The organism is Virgibacillus profundi (genome assembly GCF_002287375.1).
Taxonomy (GTDB): Bacteria; Bacillota; Bacilli; order Bacillales; family Amphibacillaceae; genus Virgibacillus_K; species Virgibacillus_K profundi.
This window is the reverse complement of record NZ_NPOA01000002.1, coordinates 41,810-58,435: the sequence shown is the minus strand read 5'-3', so window position 1 is coordinate 58,435 and position 16,626 is coordinate 41,810. Positions and strand designations below refer to the sequence as shown.

The window sequence follows — 16,626 nt, the reverse complement described above, 5'->3', positions numbered from 1 at the left end:
TCAGTCATAACTTATTCTAGGATCAATAAATGCATATATTATATCTACAATTAAATTGACTATAACAAAGATAGCAGCAACTAGAAGAACTGTACCTTGTACAACTGGAAAGTCTCTTGCTGCAATAGCGTCAATCATCAGTCTACCAACACCATTAATAGCAAATACCTGTTCCGTAATGATGGTACCTCCCAGTAAACCACCAAAATTGATACCTATAACTGTTACAACAGGGATCATTGCATTTCTAAGTGCATGTATCCATATTACAGATTTTTGTTTGACTCCTTTTGCACGAGCTGTACGAATATAATCTGACTTAATAACCTCTAACATTGCAGATCGACACATTCTGGCAATTAACGCAGCGGAGGCAGTCCCCAGCGTAATAGCGGGTAAAATCAACTGCTTCATTCCTTCTATAGTATATATTGGTGAACTTAATCCCCCAACAGGCAACCATTGCAAATTCACAGCAAAGATAAGGATTAACATGGTACCCAACCAAAAGTTAGGGATTGATACTCCCGCTAACGCAAATGTTGTACTCGATATGTCGATCCATGAATTTTGTTTCATTGCCGACAATATTCCAGCTATTATTCCAATAATCACAGCAACAACCATACTTGCAGTTGCTAGTTTTAGCGTATTGGGAAATCGAGTTATTATTGCATCGCTGACTGATTGATTTGTTTGAAAAGAATATCCAAAGTCACCATGAAGAATTCCTCCTAAATAATCCACATACTGCACTAGTACCGGTCTATCTAAACCTAAGTCTTTTCTAATAGCTTCCAAATCAGAAGCAGTAGCAGTAGGACCACCAATAACAGTAGCTGGATCCCCAGGGGCAAGATGCATGCTCATAAATACTAAAAATGAAATACCCAATAACAATAATAGCAACTGAATAAACCTTCTAACAATTAACCCAATCATTTTTCGCCCCCCCTTTATATGTAATTTTCTAATTTTTTAAATTATGTTTTATAGTACTATCTAAATATACATTTGTCAACAGTAATTCCATTCAAAAATAAGGTTTTTTATTAAATAGCTTTCATTTATTGCACTATTAATATAAATTTGCATTCATTTTGTATTTAACAATAAGAGGGTAGCTAGGTTCGTAGTATATAGAAATACAATTTTACCTATTCCGAGTTAGAGGCCAATCAAAAATCATCTGAACACTTTATGGTGTTATAATTTAATCTTCACTTACATTTAAGCAGGTTTTAACGAAATTATGTTTCTTTTTGTAGGTAATTATTATAAATGACCGAATATTTTGTGCAAATATGGTTAAATGTGTAAATTTGGATTAAGGCTTTTAAAGGATTCTATTAGTTTAATCTGATTCTTTGGAGTACAGAATGAGGAGGAGGAGGGTAGTTGAGAGATCCTTATAAATAGTTGAGAAACAATTCCTGAAAGTTGAGAGATAACTGTATAATTCCCTATCCTCTCTCAACTCTGCGGTGCTGTCTCTCAACTTCGGCCGATTCTCTCTCAACTCTTGGGATAGCAGGACATGAGTTTTAAGGGTAATAGGAAAGCTGTTTTCTCCTCTCTAATTTATCTGCATTAAATATCAAAACTAACAGCTAAAATTCACTTACAAATTAGAACCCAGAGCCGATACCTAATATCCAATCACATTAGCAACAACAATAAAAATACCGCCTATTGCAATGAATATAAGAACTAAGGGCCAAATGAATTTCACCCATTTTTCATACGGCACTCCAGAAGCTGCTAAATAAGCCATTAGTGTAGTTCCAGTTGGAAAAATCAAGTTGGTAAATCCATCTCCTAACTGAAAAGTTAATACACCTGTTTGTCTCGTGATACCTATCAAATCACCTAATGGAGCGATTATTGGCATTGTTGCAGCAGCTTGTCCGGAACCGGAATTTATAAAGAAATTAATAATAGATTGAACAAAATATATACCTAAAACTTGAATGGCATCGGGTAAAACAACAACCAAGTTAGCCAATCCATTAATAACCGTATCTATAATCAGAGCTTCTTCTAATGCTACAGGAATTGCCCTGGCAACACCTACAATTAGTGCCCCTAAAGCAAATGCTTTTACTCCAACAATGAACTCTTCCGCAATATGGCTTGGGGTGAATTTCGCACAAAGCCCTGCAATAATCCCCATCGCTAAGAAGAGTGCTGCGATATCATTAATATACCAGCCTTTATTGATTACTCCCCATACTAATAATCCAAGTCCTAAGAGAATTGTTAGAAAAACGAAATAATGTTTTGTTTGAAAACGCAAATTCTCAATGACTTTATCTTCTTTTTTAGCACGCTGTTCCATATCAAAAACGATACTTTTTGTTGGATCTTTCTTAACTTTAATTGCATATCGAATGATATATATACTTGCCGTAATCAACAATACAACAAGAAGAATGGCTCGTAGCCACATCCCCGAATATATAGGAACTTCAGATATCTGTTGCGCAACTCCAACATTGAAAGGATTCATCAATCCAGATATAAATCCGGAATACATTCCTATAAAAACCATTGACAAGCCAGTTATGGCATCATAGCCTAGAGACCTTGCAAGGGCTATGGCAAGCGGAATTAATGCCAATCCTTCCACAGTCATACCAATAGTAAAACCACCGACTGAAAAGAGCGTTAAGAAAATTGGAATAATAAGTATCTGTCTATTTCCTAAAAAGTGAGCAACTTTTCTGACAACCAAATCAAAGATTCCTGTTGCCGTAATAATTTGAAAAGCCCCACCTACAACAAATATGAATAAAATGATATCACTTGCTTCATTTAACCCCGTTATAAATAAACCCGGTATCTCCACAATACTAACCGGCTGTTGTTCCACAAGATGATATGAATTATCTTTAGCAATCATTCTACCAGTCTCAGGATCTTCTATTCGTTCAAATTCCCCAGCAGGAATAATATAGGTTAATGCCACAGCAATTAAAACAATAATAAATAAAAGAACAAAAACATGCGGAAACTCACGCTTCTTTTTATTCTTTTTTGAAAGTTTAGTCTGACTCATAATTCTCCCCCAACTAATCTTGTTGCAATAAAAGCTGCCTGTTTTGTCTGCATAATTTATCTATGCTTCTCAAAACGGACAGCGATTTTAATTAGAACACCCTTCTATCTTGAACTGGACTTTCTGCTTTGCCATATGGTAAAGAGAATGGATACTACTGCAAGTATCAGGAAAGTCACTGAAATTGGGCGTGTTAGAAATAGCGTCCATTCAGGATCTGACATAAATGCCCGGCGCAGGTTCACTTCAGCAATCGGCCCAAGGATAACCCCAATAATGATTGGAGCCAGTGCGATTTTATATTTTGTGAACAAGTAACCAACAATTCCTATGATAAACAATAAATAGATGTCTGTTATACGATTATTTAATACAAACGTACCTACTACACATAACAACATAATCAGTGGGAACAATATATGGGTTTGTATTTCCGTGACTTTAACAAAGTATCGAATACCCAAAAATTGTGAAATTAGCATAAAAAATGATGCAACTAAAAATGCTATAAAAATACCCCCAACGATATTTGGCTCATTTGTAATTAGCAATGGTCCAGGGTTTAATCCATGTACCATCAAAGCAGATAATAATACTGCTGTTACAGCTGAACCAGGAATACCTAGAGCAATTGTTGGAATTAAATCTCCACCGACAGTAGAGTTGTTTCCAGCTTCTGAAGCGACTACCCCTTCTTCATGACCAGTACCAAATTTATCCGACTCCTTCGACCATTTCTTTGCTTGGTCGTATGCAATTAAATTTGCAATACTGCCTCCAGCACCCGGTATGGCACCTATAATGGCTCCAATAACAGAAGAGCGAATAAGATTGACTGGTTTTCGTATAACTGAAATGAGTGTCTCTTTCGGCTTTAACACAAATTTTATACCTTGAATTTTATCTTCTTGTTTTTGTTTGATATCCCTATCCAACTCTGTGCGTTCCACTGAATCAAACAGTCTTGAGATTGCAAACATACCTATTAACACCACCAAGAATGGAATCCCAGCCCGAAGTACATCTAAATCAAAAGTAAAGCGAGTGATTCCAGAAATCGGGTCTGCGCCGACTGTTGCGATCAACAAGCCAAACACTCCACCGATCAACCCTTTAAGAATGGATTCCCCTGTCACACTCGCGATGATTGTCAGCGCAGCTACAATTAAGGAAAACATCTCCCATGGTCCAAACTCAAGAGCCAGATTTGCAATTTGGGGCGCAATAGAAATAAGTATAAAAAAACTGATAATTGAGCTTAAAAAAGATGCCCAAATACCAATAGATAATGCCTTCCCTGCCTTTCCTTTACGAGCCATAGGAAAAGCATCAAAAGTGGTTGCTACCGCAGATGGTGTACCTGGAATTCCAAGCAAAGTCGCTGTAATAAGCCCACCTGACATACCACCAACAAGAACGCCAATCATTGTTGCCACACCAGTAACTGGCTCCATCCCAAATGTTAAAGGCAATGTTAATACGATTGCCATTGTCACAGTAAAACCCGGGATTAACCCAGCTAGAATACCAGCGATGACCCCCAAAAAGATGACTATTAAAATATGTATTTGGAAAATCTCGCTTATTCCAAGTAACATTAAATCAAGCATTTTACACCATCCCTTCCCTAGTAATTAAAAGAATATGCCATTAGGAAATCTGACGTACAATACATTCTCAAAAAAGAAATATACCCCAAATGTAACTACAAAAGAAACAATACTGATGGTAATCAAGTCTTTTTTCTTCTTTGGACCAATTAATAAACCTGCCGCAATAATAAAAGCAATACTGGAAATAATGAATCCAAGCACATTTAGTAAAAGGATATATAAACCCAATATAACCAAACTATAAACAACCAACTTGTATTCTTTCCATTGTTTTTTCAGAAAGTCCTTGATCCCCGAATCAAAAAGGCTAGTCTTCGATTTCAATAAATTTACTGACGATTTTATTACTAGGATCAGTGATAATAAAAATAATAGCAAGGCAAGCAATTTTGGATAGGAACCCGGATCCAAATGGGTTTCATTTAGCTGCGGGAAATCCCCTGAGTTAAAATATATTAATGCACTTAAAAGAATTAATAGAATTCCAATCACTATCTCACCCATGTTAACCTCCTAGATTCGTATAATATATGATGAACTGGAGGGCTAACTGTTCGCCCTCCGTATTTAACTTCCTTCGTATATCTATTCTTCTATCTCAGCAATAGTTTCCTCTATTATTTTATTCTGTTCATCCAGATATGCTGAATATTCCTCATGATCCATAAAGTTTACACCTGCACCAAGTACTTCAATTTCTTCAATAAATGCATCACTTTTAGCAACCTCTTCAAATTTTTCACTTAAAAGATCAATAATTTTCTGGTCAGTACCAGCCGGAGCCACATAACCACGATTTATCCCCATTGTTATGTCATATCCTGATTCAACAAAAGTCGGAATATCTGGTAATGAATCAGTTCGTTCTTTTGTCCCGATGGCCAAGAACTTCATATGACCTGCTTCAACAAATTCTGCAGCTGATGGGTAATCTGCAATGACAGCATCCACATGCCCGCCAGCTAGTGCCTGAACTGCTTCGCCAAGTCCCTCATAACCAACGAGGTTATAATTGATATCCAATGCCTTACCAATCTGTTCTACCCAGACACGTGGTATACCACTAACTGTTCCCCCAAAATTAATTTGATTCTCTTGCCCATATTCGACAAACTCTTCCAATGAATCAACACCTAGTTCACTCGACACTGTAAGAATTTGATCAGATGAAGACATCGAAGCAATCGGCACAAAGTCATCATAATTTACATCGGTAATTCCAGAATGATGGGCTACAAGATGCCCTTCATGGATTTGACCAAGATGATATCCATTCGCTTCTTCTTGCAATAACTCTTCTGCTCCAATCGTACCACCAACACCAGGTATGTTCACAACAACCATAGATTCATCCATAGCTTCAGATACATGATCGACAACTACTCTTCCTTCGATATCACTGCCACCACCCGGATCCCACGGAATTACCATCTCTATCTCACGATCAGGATAATTTTCAGCAGATTCTTCTTCCGCCCCACAGGCTGCAAGCACCATTACTATAGAAGTAATCAAAAGAAACCCAACGACCAAACGCATTCTCTTTTTCCTCATTTATATAACTCCTCCTTTTTAACCACCAACTACTATTTTAGTAATTTAAATATGTAATTCAGAAGATCTTTTTGCTTTCTAGAAATAGAAGTCAATTGGAAATTATCTGAACACTTTATGGTATTATAATTTACTTTTCACTTACAGTCAAACAGTATTTTACAAAATTCGATTTCTTTTTGTTGGTAAATGTTAAAAATTACCGAACATTTTGTGTGAATATGGAGGAATATGTAAATGGTAGATAAAACCTTCTATATGAACCAGTGCTTTAAGAAGGTAATACCTTCTTAAAGACGTAATGGAAATCACAATTGATCAGGACTTTTTTGTTTTTTATGAGAATGACCAGTAACACTCCTCTTAAATTTGGAAAGTGAGAGGCCCTGAACTACTTGTACCGGGAGTTGAGAGAGTGTCGGCTGAAGTTGAGAGAGAGCAGTTGAGAGACACCGTTGCAGAGTTGAGAGAGAATAGGGATTTATACAATTATCTCTCAACTTTATTAAGTTATCTCTCAACTTACAGGTTTATTTCTCAACTTTCATAAGCCTTCTCTCAACTCCCCTCCCCCTCCGCATCTGGTTAAAAGGAATCAAACCTAACCAAGGTAAAAGTACCGCATCTATAAATTTACATGGGTCCATGGATGCCTTTCTAGTAAAAGCGCTAGATTTATTCGCATTATACATTATACTTAAAATATTCAAACTATAAGGGGTGTGGATATTTATGAAATGGAAGAGTTACTTGAAGCAGGGTTTGCTGTTAATTGTAATTGCAGTACTTGCAGCAATCCCTATCATGGGTCAGAATGAATCGCTATTTGTAAAGGCATCTGAAGAAGTTGCAGAAACCGAATTCGAGGAAAATGCGGCATTAGAAGAAAAACTGGCAGCCATTCTTGATAATGAACATCTGGAAGGTACAGTGACAGGCGTCAGTGTAAAAAATAAGGATACTGGTGAATTACTCTTTTCACAGGATGGAGACATTCGCCTGCACCCGGCATCCAACATGAAATTACTTACAGCTACAGCAGCACTTGAAACACTGGGAACGGATTATCGTTTTAGTACAGAGGTTTTAACAGACGGTACATTAAGAGGGAAAGTTCTACATGGGGATCTTTACTTAAAAGGGAAAGGTGATCCAACATTATTGAAAAAAGACTTGGATCAATTTGCAAAACACTTGAAAGCCCAGGGCATAAACAAAATTAAAGGCGACCTCGTCGGGGATGACACCTGGTATGATGATGTGCGACTTTCCCAGGATCTAAATTGGTCAGATGAACCATTCTACACTGGTGCGCAAATTTCAGCACTGAATCTTTCACCAAATGAAGATTACGATGCGGGAACAGTCATTGTCCAGGTTACCCCTGCTGAGGAAGCTGATGGAGAAGCAGAGGTGACATTAACTCCGGAAACGGACTATGTCACAATTGAAAATAAAACAGAAATGGTCGCTTCAGGTGAAAGTAAAAGCATTTCTATCGAGCGGGAACATGGATCCAACAAAATTGTAGTAGAAGGAACCATGCCAGTTGATGGCTCCAATTCACGCTCCTGGGTATCCGTATGGGAACCAACCGGATATGCTGTGGATGTATTTCGCAAATCACTGAATGAACATGGGATTAATTTCATCGGGAATTCTAAGGTGAAGTTTTCTGAAACCCCTGATGACACAAGAATACTCACTTCCAAAGAATCCATGCCACTACAGGAATTGCTAATCCCATTTATGAAATTAAGCAACAATGGCCATGGTGAAGTTTTGACCAAGGAAATGGGAAAAGTCGTTCACAATGAAGGAAGCTGGGATAAAGGGCTTGAAGTTATGGAAGAAGCAATAACCGAACTTGGGGTAAATCCAGATACAATCTTGCTTCGGGATGGTTCCGGAATGTCCCATAAAAATATGATTCCAGCAAACGATCTTGCACAGCTGCTATATGAAGCCCAGGAAAAGAGCTGGTTTCCTGCATTTGAACACTCCTTGCCTGTTGCAGGTGAATCAGAACGACTTGTCGGTGGAACATTGCGATATCGTATGACTTCAGGACCCGCCAAAAGCAATGTCACAGCAAAAACAGGCTCGCTTACAGGAGTATCCGCACTTTCAGGCTATGTTAAAACAGCAGATGGAGAGGACTTAATTTTCTCTGTAATGATTAACAATTTCCTTGGTTCAAGGTCTAATATGCAGGCAATAGAGGATGCAATAGCAACGGCTTTGGCAGGACATGAGTTTTAAGGAAAATAGGAAAGCTGTTTTCTCCTCTCCAATGAGGAAAAAACAGCTTTATTTTAATTGGTTTGGGGTATATCGGTTTCGTCAGGTTTGATAATAAACTACATATTTTAGTGCATATATAATTTTAAAATAATTCCAACTGCTCCCGCTCTTCCAACCGCTTCATTTCCTCTGGTTCATGATCTTGGAAGTACGCATGATGGAGTGATTTTTCTTTTGTCATAATTTGCTTTGTTTTATTTGCCGTAGCTCTTAATTTCAAACTATAAATAATCGGAAAATAATCTTGTAAATACTTTCCATCTGCATGAGCAGTTAACGCGATAATTTGAAAGCCAAGTTGTTCTGCTACAAAAAATACTGGACTTAATACATGATCACTCGATGCTTTTCCAAATGGGTTATCTAAAATAACAGCACGATGCCGCTTCATTTTCGTTTCAATATGCTGTTTTTTCTCAGCGACGAAATTTAATATACCGAGAAACAATGTCATATTTTTACTCCATTTTTCCCCGCCTGACCATTTATTGCTCTGTTCCCAGGAGGTAAGCTTCTGTGTCACTTGGTTATCATTCGTGACTTTTCTGCACGCCACTTTCATCCCTTTGTGATCCATGACGACTTGAAGTAACTGCTTTGTATGAAGCCATGTTTCAACTTCTTTACGCACTTTCCCGTTATCCTCTATACCTTGGTCATTTTTAAAATGATCAGATTCAAGCTGTTCTAAGATCCAGTCCATATGATCACGAATACGACTTTTCCCGTCTTCTTCCACCCACTCAGGAATCGAAAATTGGAAGATCTCCCTCCATTTTTCACCGATTTTCACTTTCGTTTTTTTCGGAATGACACGGAGTTGTTCTGTCACATTCAATAGATGATTATGAATACTATTAATAAATGCTTGGACCTCTTTATCTTTTTCGCTAATATAATTGCGTGCATATTGATCCGCACGTTCAACGGTAGTGAGCATATTTTGCTGGAATCCCAACACGTCTTCCAACGTCTTTTTGATTTCTATGCCTTCAGTTGCCATTTCACGAAGTTTCCTTTCTGTAATGTTGTCACGGCAGAACCTTCTGAAATGACCTTTTGCTCTATCAATTTTATCCTTTGCTACCTCCAACGTCTCATTTGCGCTTCGCAGCACGTTCGTAATTTCTGTTACAAATTTCAACCGCTCATACGAAAATTCAGTAATTTCCTTTGCTGTTAAAGCAAAAGCAGTTATGTTTGTACGATTAAAATGGTGCGCTTCAGCAAAACGGTCTAAATTATGATGTGCTTTTTCAATGTTACTGAGCTGTTTTTCAATTCGTTCTTTCTCTGCTTGTAAGTATATTTTCCGCTCCATTAAATTTTGCTGCGTCTTTTCTAAATAGGCTGCGATTGTTTCAAGCTCCATGTCGAATTTAAATAAGGGTATATTTGAAAATGTAACCTGGAACTGTTCAAGCTTCGTATCGACACGTGAATTTTGGCCAGCAACTGATTCTTTCGCTTTCGTTAAAATTTCGGAGAGTTCTTTTGTTTTTGCTTCCCCCGTTTTTACATTGGTACGGATTCGCTCCAGAAGCCTTTTTCCATCTGCTGGAAATACCATTCCTGCATCTATCTCTTCATGCTCATTTAAAATGTCTTTTATCTCCGCTTTCACTCTGACAATATCTTTTTCAGTTTGCTTATGTTTCTCGACAATCTCCCCATACGATTGCTGAATGCCGTGTATTTTTAACTGGAGTGATTTCCTTCGTTCCATGATGACTGATTTTGCGTCATCAGTATATTGTGGCTGAAAACCCTTCACTTCGTTATATACACTATCTGCTTTCGTAATCCGAATTTCATCCTGATTTCCTGAAATCAGCTCATTTATTGTTCGCTTATCAGCTTCATAGCTGGAAAGTTCACGTTTTAATTGACGTTCTTCTTTTTCAAGCTGAGCAATCTTTTCTCTGGTTCGTCGAAGTGCTTCCTTTAATTCTGTTATTTCTCTTTCTACTTGGAAAAGTTCTACTGCCTTTTCCAGTCGTCTTCCTAATCCATCTTTTTCATCGGTATACTTATTTACATGTGTTTCTGATACTTTTATTTCATCCTTGACTTGATTTAATAAGATTCGCAATTTATTAATTTCTCGCCCATTTGATTCTATTTCTGCTTCTATGTTGCGGATGTTCTCCATTAACAGTTCCTTGAACGAAACTGGATATGTATGAAAAAAACTTTCGAATTCACCAATAATTGCTTGGCAGTTGTTCAGTTCTGCTTCCTTTTGTTCTCTTAATGCAGTTAGCTCTTCCGCAACTTTACGGACATCCTTTTTCCATGTCATAAAATATTCTTCATCTAAATTTGTCTGCCAATGTGTTGGTGCAACCCACTTCTCTTTAACCGAGCTATTTCCAATTCCAATTCGCTTTACCTCTTCTAATGTTAGTACGGAAATTGGATATTGAAGGCGTGCTTTTATTTCAGTTAATTTTGTAATCACTTTTTCCTGATCTGCTTCTGTCGAAATGAGTGTGAGCGGCCATAAAGGATACTCTGCAAATGCAGTCTTTTGATCATCATTTAGATCTGCAAAAAACTCTGGCCCTGTTACAACGTAAAATTGATTTTGCCATTCAGCTAACTTCTCTGCTAAAAAGGTATCTGTAAAGAAAGTCTTTTGCTCATCATAGTTATCAACAAAATAACGTGCAAGACGCTCTTTGTACATAATGTCTTCTCTTTCACGTGTTAATTTACCCTGCAAATCAATGAGCGGGCTATATACACTATTTTCTTTTAAATGAAGATTGGTGATTGCCTTCCAGCTTGGTCTTATTTCACCTAACTTGTCGATTAACGCATCATGTGCTTTCTGCATCGTTTGTTCATCATACTTTTTATCCCGCAGACTCATTTTCTTATCATTCAGTTGTTCATTAAGTGCTTCACGCTGTTGATCAAGTTCCGTTACTTTTTGCTCGGATGCTTTTTTAAATTGCTTTAAACGGATAATTTCTTCATCTAACCATTGGTGGCGTTCGTTCCAATTTTCATATTCAGCTTGCACACTTTCTTGATCAGGATTTGCTAAAATTTGTTGCTTTAACTTTTCAAGTTGATCCTGTTTTGTCGACAGTTGGCCCTGTGTATGGTTGTCTTCTTGCTTCACTTCCTCAAGCTGTTTAGATTGCTTAGCTGCACTTATGTTAAGTTCTTCGATTGCTTCTATTGTTGGTCGTCGCTCGGTTTCAAGTTGTTCGATTACTCCCTCAATTTGTTCAAGCATACTGCTAAAGTAACCATGTAATTTTGCATTTTCAATTTCTAATTCTGTTTCATAGTCAAGCACCTCGCCTTGTTGATCATGTTGTTCCAGTTCAGCTTTGTACTGGGCTAGTAATTGTTCATATGATTGTAGTTCCTGTTTATATTTGGCATGTTCTAATGAATTAGATAATCGCTGGTTTTCACGTAAATGTTCAGTTTCCTCCTCATAAGCGGCTAGCTTTTTCATATGCTCTGCTTCCAGTGTACGTGCTTTCTCTTGTTCTTGTGAAATTTCATAAGAGGCTGTTTTTATATTGTACTCAAGATCCTCATCACGCCATCGCTTCCAATCCATCTCGTTTTCAGCATACGCTTTGTCCATTTCGGATCGCTGATTATTAATCTCCTGCGCTAACCCTTTTGCACGTTGTTTTGTGGTTTCATATACTATTTGTTTATTGGAAAACTCCTCAAATTCAGCAACATACTTTTCAAGTTCAGTTTGAATCGCTTTATGCTCTTTCATGCTCTTTTGTAAATTCCGGTATGTTTGAAATCCTTCCCGCTGTTTTTCAAACATGTCGGCAAACATCCCTTGTTCATGTCCTGCTATTGAATCTTCTACTGTCGGGATCAGAAGACGGTCATATAAATCTGTCGTCGTCCGGCAATTTTCAAAAAACTTCTCAATCCCACCTTCATCACGGTTTATTTTCACGATACTTTCCCATTCATTCGTAATGATCTGATATTGCTCCTCAATGTAAGTATTAAAAGTCCCAATCGTGTCAAATGTGCGTGCATTATGGGTTTTACTTTTCATAGCACTATAATATTCAACAACTTCCTCTTTATAAGCAGGGCGTTTGTTGCCATCAGTCGTGTCTTTAACAAACGGCATTTGCTCTAGACTGTTGGGGTTATTCGCTTCATATTCAAACACATATCTGTAGGAATCGAGCTTATTATTATATAAAAAGAGAGAGACAGCTGTAGTCATATACCGGCGTGGGCGTTCATTTATGATCCATTCGATTCCGATATGGGCTGGAGCATTTTCAAGTTGCAATGTTTCTTTAATTTTTCTGTCCCCTAGGGGAGTATGTGGTAAAATAGCTTGTAATAATGTATGGATAAAGACGGTTTTCCCACCGCCATTTTCCAATAAGATTGCCCCATTATTCCCATCAAGCAAAAATGTTTCATCATTGAAGCGCTTTTCTCCCCCTTCATAAACGATATTTGTTAGGCGGATTTTACTAATCGCTGGCATTCTGCTCACCTTCCTCTTCCGCATAAATAAATTCAAAGATATTATTGTTATAGCTTGCATCCATGAAAAATCGTTGAATAATTATTTTCGCCTTTTCCGTAATTGTCACTTCATGGTTTCCAATTTCCTTTAAGAGTCCTTCCATGATTAAAAATCGTTTCGCAGTATCGATGAAGCTTAACCTGCTTATTGTATTTCCTGATTGGCGTTTAGCTGTTTCCTTTATGTCATCCATATCTTCCCATTTATCAATTATCGCACGCCAATTGTAAGAGAATTCTTTCTCAAGGTCGACTAATACTTCCTCATCATGAGACTGTAAATGATGAATACGTTCATTCATTGCTGTCACCCAATCAGCGAGCGTTATAAATTGTAATGTCTGTTCCTGACTGTTATAGCGATCAAAAAAGGAACCAAATAAAACGATTGTTGCAAAATACAGCAAATAGATATCGGCATTAACAGCGTCAGACCGTAGATAATTACGTTTTATCCAGTCATTGCTAACGTGAAAAGGACTAAGTCTTGTTTCCGGAACCATGTACAGATTATCAGTCGTTCGAATAAGGACACAATTTACTTCATTTGCAAAACGATCCAGTAAACTACGAATATCATCATCTGCTGTATAAAGTTGTACCACTTCTTTATCTGCTACACCATCACGGGCAAGTATCGTATATTTAGAAAAAGCTTGCATCACTTTTTCCTCAGGATAATTCATTGATATGCTCCTCTAATGTAATTTTCATATTTTGAATAGAATACTTTGGGTCATAGTCTAAAATTTCGGCTGTTTCTTCAATAATAATTTGTTTACTGCCAATTTGGTGGAGTGCATTTTTTAAAATTGTTTGACCGTCATGTTCTTCAAGCTCGCTATAGGTTAACGGTGAATATTGATGCATCATCAGCCAAAAACTATAAAAATAACGCATTTTTAGTATTTCGGGATCTGTTTTTTCCAAAAGATCCATCCACTGTTTCAATGTATTTGCTTGATTATTTTCATAGGAGTAGATAAATTTCTTCATAAGTTCAGCATATTTTACAGCAATCCATTTACGATACGTCGCTTCTTCATTGTCTTCACTAATTTCTGCAAACGTTTCTGCTTCTCGTTCGGGGCGTTCCTCGACTATATTCTGTTCAGCAAACACGGAAAGCGGTGACCACATTCTGTTTTCTTCAACCCTTAGAAACGGATGAATGATCCCTTTCATTTTACCTGGAGGGAGCGGCTTTGACAAAATCATTGAAACAATATCTTGGTCGAAGTTGAATGACTGGATTCCTGTGTAATAGAGTGATTCTTGCGCCGTTGCAAGAGCTGTCCTCTGCAGTTCTGCTGTCAATTCCAGTAATCTCGCATGTTCATAATGGACAGATTCTAGTTCTTTGGCAATTTTAATAATTAACTGATACGATGTTTGTTCTTTCTGTTTTATATCTTTCGTGTACAGGGTATCACGTGTTTCTTTTATGAATTGATTTAACGCTTTAAATTCTTCATCTTCCCGTTCAAATCTTAGATACGTGTCTGCCAGTAACTTTTTATATCGTTCGAATGTTTCTTCCGAGACAATACTTCGTAAGATTTCGAGCTTCATTTTCTCCATATTTTCTCGTAATGTGTCTACATCAAGTTCCATTTCCCGAATCTGCCTGAGTGCACCATGAAATTCACCTTTTTTTATTTGTTGTTTGAGCAGCAATTGATTGATGGAAATTTGAAATTCACTATAAAATTCCTTTGTTGCGAAAAGTAGTTCAAGTCCATCTTCATCTAATGCGTAGTACTGGGTTTGTGTTTTTGCATCAAAATCATTATCTTTTAAAATCGAATATTCTATTTTGCCTTCTTGTTTCGTTTCCCAATTAAAGAAGGTAAACTGCCGTTTTTTTCCTGTTGACGGGCGAAAAGTTGTAATCATCGTACGGGCAATTCTCTCCATCGCAGGACGTTCAATTTTGTATGTATCACGGGTAATTTCTTGGAGAAACTTAGTGAGATGAATGACACCAGTTTTGTATTTTCTAGTAAGTCTGCGTTCAAAAAAGAATAGCAGTGTGAGCATCCCAATTCCACGCATGTCAATCAGCTTTCCACCTCCATCCGTCAAGCGCTTTCTTTCCAGTTCAACGAGTGGATCGAGAAGTGCAAGCCGTCTCATCCTGTCCTTATACCCACTGGTTAAATCTTCTAAGTTAATGGATTCCATGTTGAGTTATGCACCTCCTGTTGATTATTATTGGTCGTTATATGTTGAATTTGGTTTTATAATTGAAATAAAAAGCACATCATTTCCAGGCTGCTTGAAGACATTTTTTCATGCCTTCACATGTCTCCAGTCTGTCTCGAGACAAATTGTCTGAAGCTCTTTTGTCTTGAGCACTTCTTGCGGGTAATATGCTCCTCTGTCGAGTAAATCGAGAATTATATGCCGTTGCTTTTTTGGAAAGTGATCGAGAAATGCTGTGAGCGCTTTATCGTTCGGACGCTGATTCGTTTTTCCGTGTGCTCCGGTTTTATGTAAACAGGCCTGGTAAAATGGGAGTGCGGGCGTTGCAGGTTCACGACGATGTAACGAATGCCAAATGGTAATTCCTGATTGATCAATATCTCCAAAGTAGAAAAAGCGATGATTACCTTCGACTGGATATTGATTTGAGAAATTTTCAATACTTTTTGGTATTTTATTTCCTGATCCGTAAATTAATGTCGAAAATGACGAGCTTGGAAGTACAGGGAGAAGTGCCTGGTATGTCGTTTTATTTTCAACAATAATATGGAGATGGTTTTCCTCAGTTATTGTATTTGGATTAATTGCAAGCATAAGCGGATCTGAGACAGGTAAAATCTTCATCGTATTCCAGAGGTTTATACGCTTTAAAACTTCGCTCCCCTTTTGTTCGATCCATTTTTCATCATAAACGAGTTCATAACTTCGTTCAGGTGCTGGGATATTTTCTATTGGAAATCCATTTTTCTCAATATATGTATTGACCTTTTCCAAATATGGCAGATCTGCCACCCATGTTGTATGATTCAGATGAAAATAAGCATCTAGATCAATCGCATCATTAAATTTTAAACGATAAGCTTGTAGTTGTTGGTGGTAGGCACGATTCAATTGATGTTTATTTATTCTGTAGTGATACGCGAGGGAAGGTGTACGCTGGTTACGTCCTTTCGATTTGATTATTTGGAGGACATATTCCTGTTCGAGTTGTAGTATTAGTGCGGAAAATTCCTCATAAGTTATGGTCGCTGGGATAAGTTTTTCCAGCTCATCGATTGTAATAGTTTTCCGTTTGAATGTTAATAGATTTTGTTCGAATTCTTCATTCATCATAATCACCTCATACTATATTAATAGTATACAATAAATGTGGACAGAGATGAATAAAAAACCATTTTTTTAAAATCCTTCGATTTCAAAAATAGAATAAATTCCATCTCCACAAATAGCATGTTCATTGCTCCTTAAGTCACTATATGGACCCCCCTTTTCTTACAGGGAGTGCAAAACCGCCTATCCACTTTAGGTAGATGCTATTATGTCCTAGCATTAACCGAAAAAATTCTATTA

General features: G+C 37.4%; 10 protein-coding genes. 1 reads left to right on the top strand and 9 read right to left on the bottom strand.

Annotated features, from left to right (window positions below; genetic code table 11):
- The 5 genes from nikB to CIL05_RS03375 form a co-directional block, all read right to left on the bottom strand.
- Entirely contained in the window at positions 1-942 is a 942-nt protein-coding gene (gene nikB, locus CIL05_RS03395; RefSeq protein WP_095654110.1) for a nickel ABC transporter permease, read from the bottom strand.
- Between the two features lie 706 nt (positions 943-1,648).
- A complete protein-coding gene (locus tag CIL05_RS03390) occupies positions 1,649-3,058 on the bottom strand; it encodes a YfcC family protein (RefSeq protein WP_095654109.1) in 1,410 nt (469 codons plus the stop codon).
- A 104-nt stretch (positions 3,059-3,162) separates the two neighbouring features.
- Positions 3,163-4,668 (bottom strand): tripartite tricarboxylate transporter permease, encoded by a 1,506-nt coding sequence (locus CIL05_RS03385; protein ID WP_095654108.1) that lies wholly within the window; start codon positions 4,666-4,668, stop codon positions 3,163-3,165.
- Positions 4,669-4,692: 24 nt separating this feature from the next.
- A complete protein-coding gene (locus tag CIL05_RS03380) occupies positions 4,693-5,175 on the bottom strand; it encodes a tripartite tricarboxylate transporter TctB family protein (RefSeq protein WP_095654107.1) in 483 nt (160 codons plus the stop codon).
- 81 nt (positions 5,176-5,256) lie between these two features.
- Positions 5,257-6,225, bottom strand: coding sequence for a Bug family tripartite tricarboxylate transporter substrate binding protein (locus tag CIL05_RS03375; protein WP_095654106.1), 969 nt, complete (start codon positions 6,223-6,225; stop codon positions 5,257-5,259).
- 732 nt (positions 6,226-6,957) lie between these two features.
- Between CIL05_RS03375 and dacB the strand changes: the two genes are divergently transcribed.
- Positions 6,958-8,487: a D-alanyl-D-alanine carboxypeptidase/D-alanyl-D-alanine endopeptidase gene (gene dacB / locus CIL05_RS03370; protein ID WP_095654105.1), complete on the top strand. Its 1,530-nt coding sequence runs from the start codon at positions 6,958-6,960 to the stop codon at positions 8,485-8,487.
- 124 nt (positions 8,488-8,611) lie between these two features.
- Here dacB and CIL05_RS03365 read toward each other — a convergent pair whose 3' ends face one another.
- The 4 genes from CIL05_RS03365 to CIL05_RS03350 all read right to left on the bottom strand — a co-directional run bounded on the left by CIL05_RS03365 (position 8,612) and on the right by CIL05_RS03350 (position 16,389).
- Complete coding sequence (locus CIL05_RS03365; RefSeq protein WP_095654104.1) at positions 8,612-13,030, bottom strand: coiled-coil domain-containing protein; 4,419 nt, start codon at positions 13,028-13,030, stop codon at positions 8,612-8,614.
- Entirely contained in the window at positions 13,017-13,757 is a 741-nt protein-coding gene (locus CIL05_RS03360; protein WP_095654103.1) for a DUF6063 family protein, read from the bottom strand. Before CIL05_RS03360 ends, CIL05_RS03365 begins: the two co-directional genes overlap by 14 nt.
- Positions 13,744-15,255 (bottom strand): replicative DNA helicase, encoded by a 1,512-nt coding sequence (locus CIL05_RS03355; protein ID WP_095654102.1) that lies wholly within the window; start codon positions 15,253-15,255, stop codon positions 13,744-13,746. The genes CIL05_RS03360 and CIL05_RS03355 overlap by 14 nt, the downstream gene beginning before the upstream one ends.
- Before the next feature lie 108 nt (positions 15,256-15,363).
- Entirely contained in the window at positions 15,364-16,389 is a 1,026-nt protein-coding gene (locus CIL05_RS03350) for a Wadjet anti-phage system protein JetD domain-containing protein (protein WP_240510097.1), read from the bottom strand.
- Positions 16,390-16,626: the final 237 nt, after the last annotated feature.

Coding starts and splice junctions, on each gene's coding strand:
- CIL05_RS03365 (WP_095654104.1), bottom strand. CDS start 13,030: ATGCCAGCGATTAGTAAAATCCGCCTAACAAATATCGTTTATGAAGGG.
- CIL05_RS03360 (WP_095654103.1), bottom strand. CDS start 13,757: ATGAATTATCCTGAGGAAAAAGTGATGCAAGCTTTTTCTAAATATACG.
- nikB (WP_095654110.1), bottom strand. CDS start 942: ATGATTGGGTTAATTGTTAGAAGGTTTATTCAGTTGCTATTATTGTTA.
- CIL05_RS03375 (WP_095654106.1), bottom strand. CDS start 6,225: ATGAGGAAAAAGAGAATGCGTTTGGTCGTTGGGTTTCTTTTGATTACT.
- CIL05_RS03385 (WP_095654108.1), bottom strand. CDS start 4,668: ATGCTTGATTTAATGTTACTTGGAATAAGCGAGATTTTCCAAATACAT.
- dacB (WP_095654105.1), top strand. CDS start 6,958: ATGAAATGGAAGAGTTACTTGAAGCAGGGTTTGCTGTTAATTGTAATT.
- CIL05_RS03350 (WP_240510097.1), bottom strand. CDS start 16,389: ATGATGAATGAAGAATTCGAACAAAATCTATTAACATTCAAACGGAAA.
- CIL05_RS03390 (WP_095654109.1), bottom strand. CDS start 3,058: ATGAGTCAGACTAAACTTTCAAAAAAGAATAAAAAGAAGCGTGAGTTT.
- CIL05_RS03380 (WP_095654107.1), bottom strand. CDS start 5,175: ATGGGTGAGATAGTGATTGGAATTCTATTAATTCTTTTAAGTGCATTA.
- CIL05_RS03355 (WP_095654102.1), bottom strand. CDS start 15,255: ATGGAATCCATTAACTTAGAAGATTTAACCAGTGGGTATAAGGACAGG.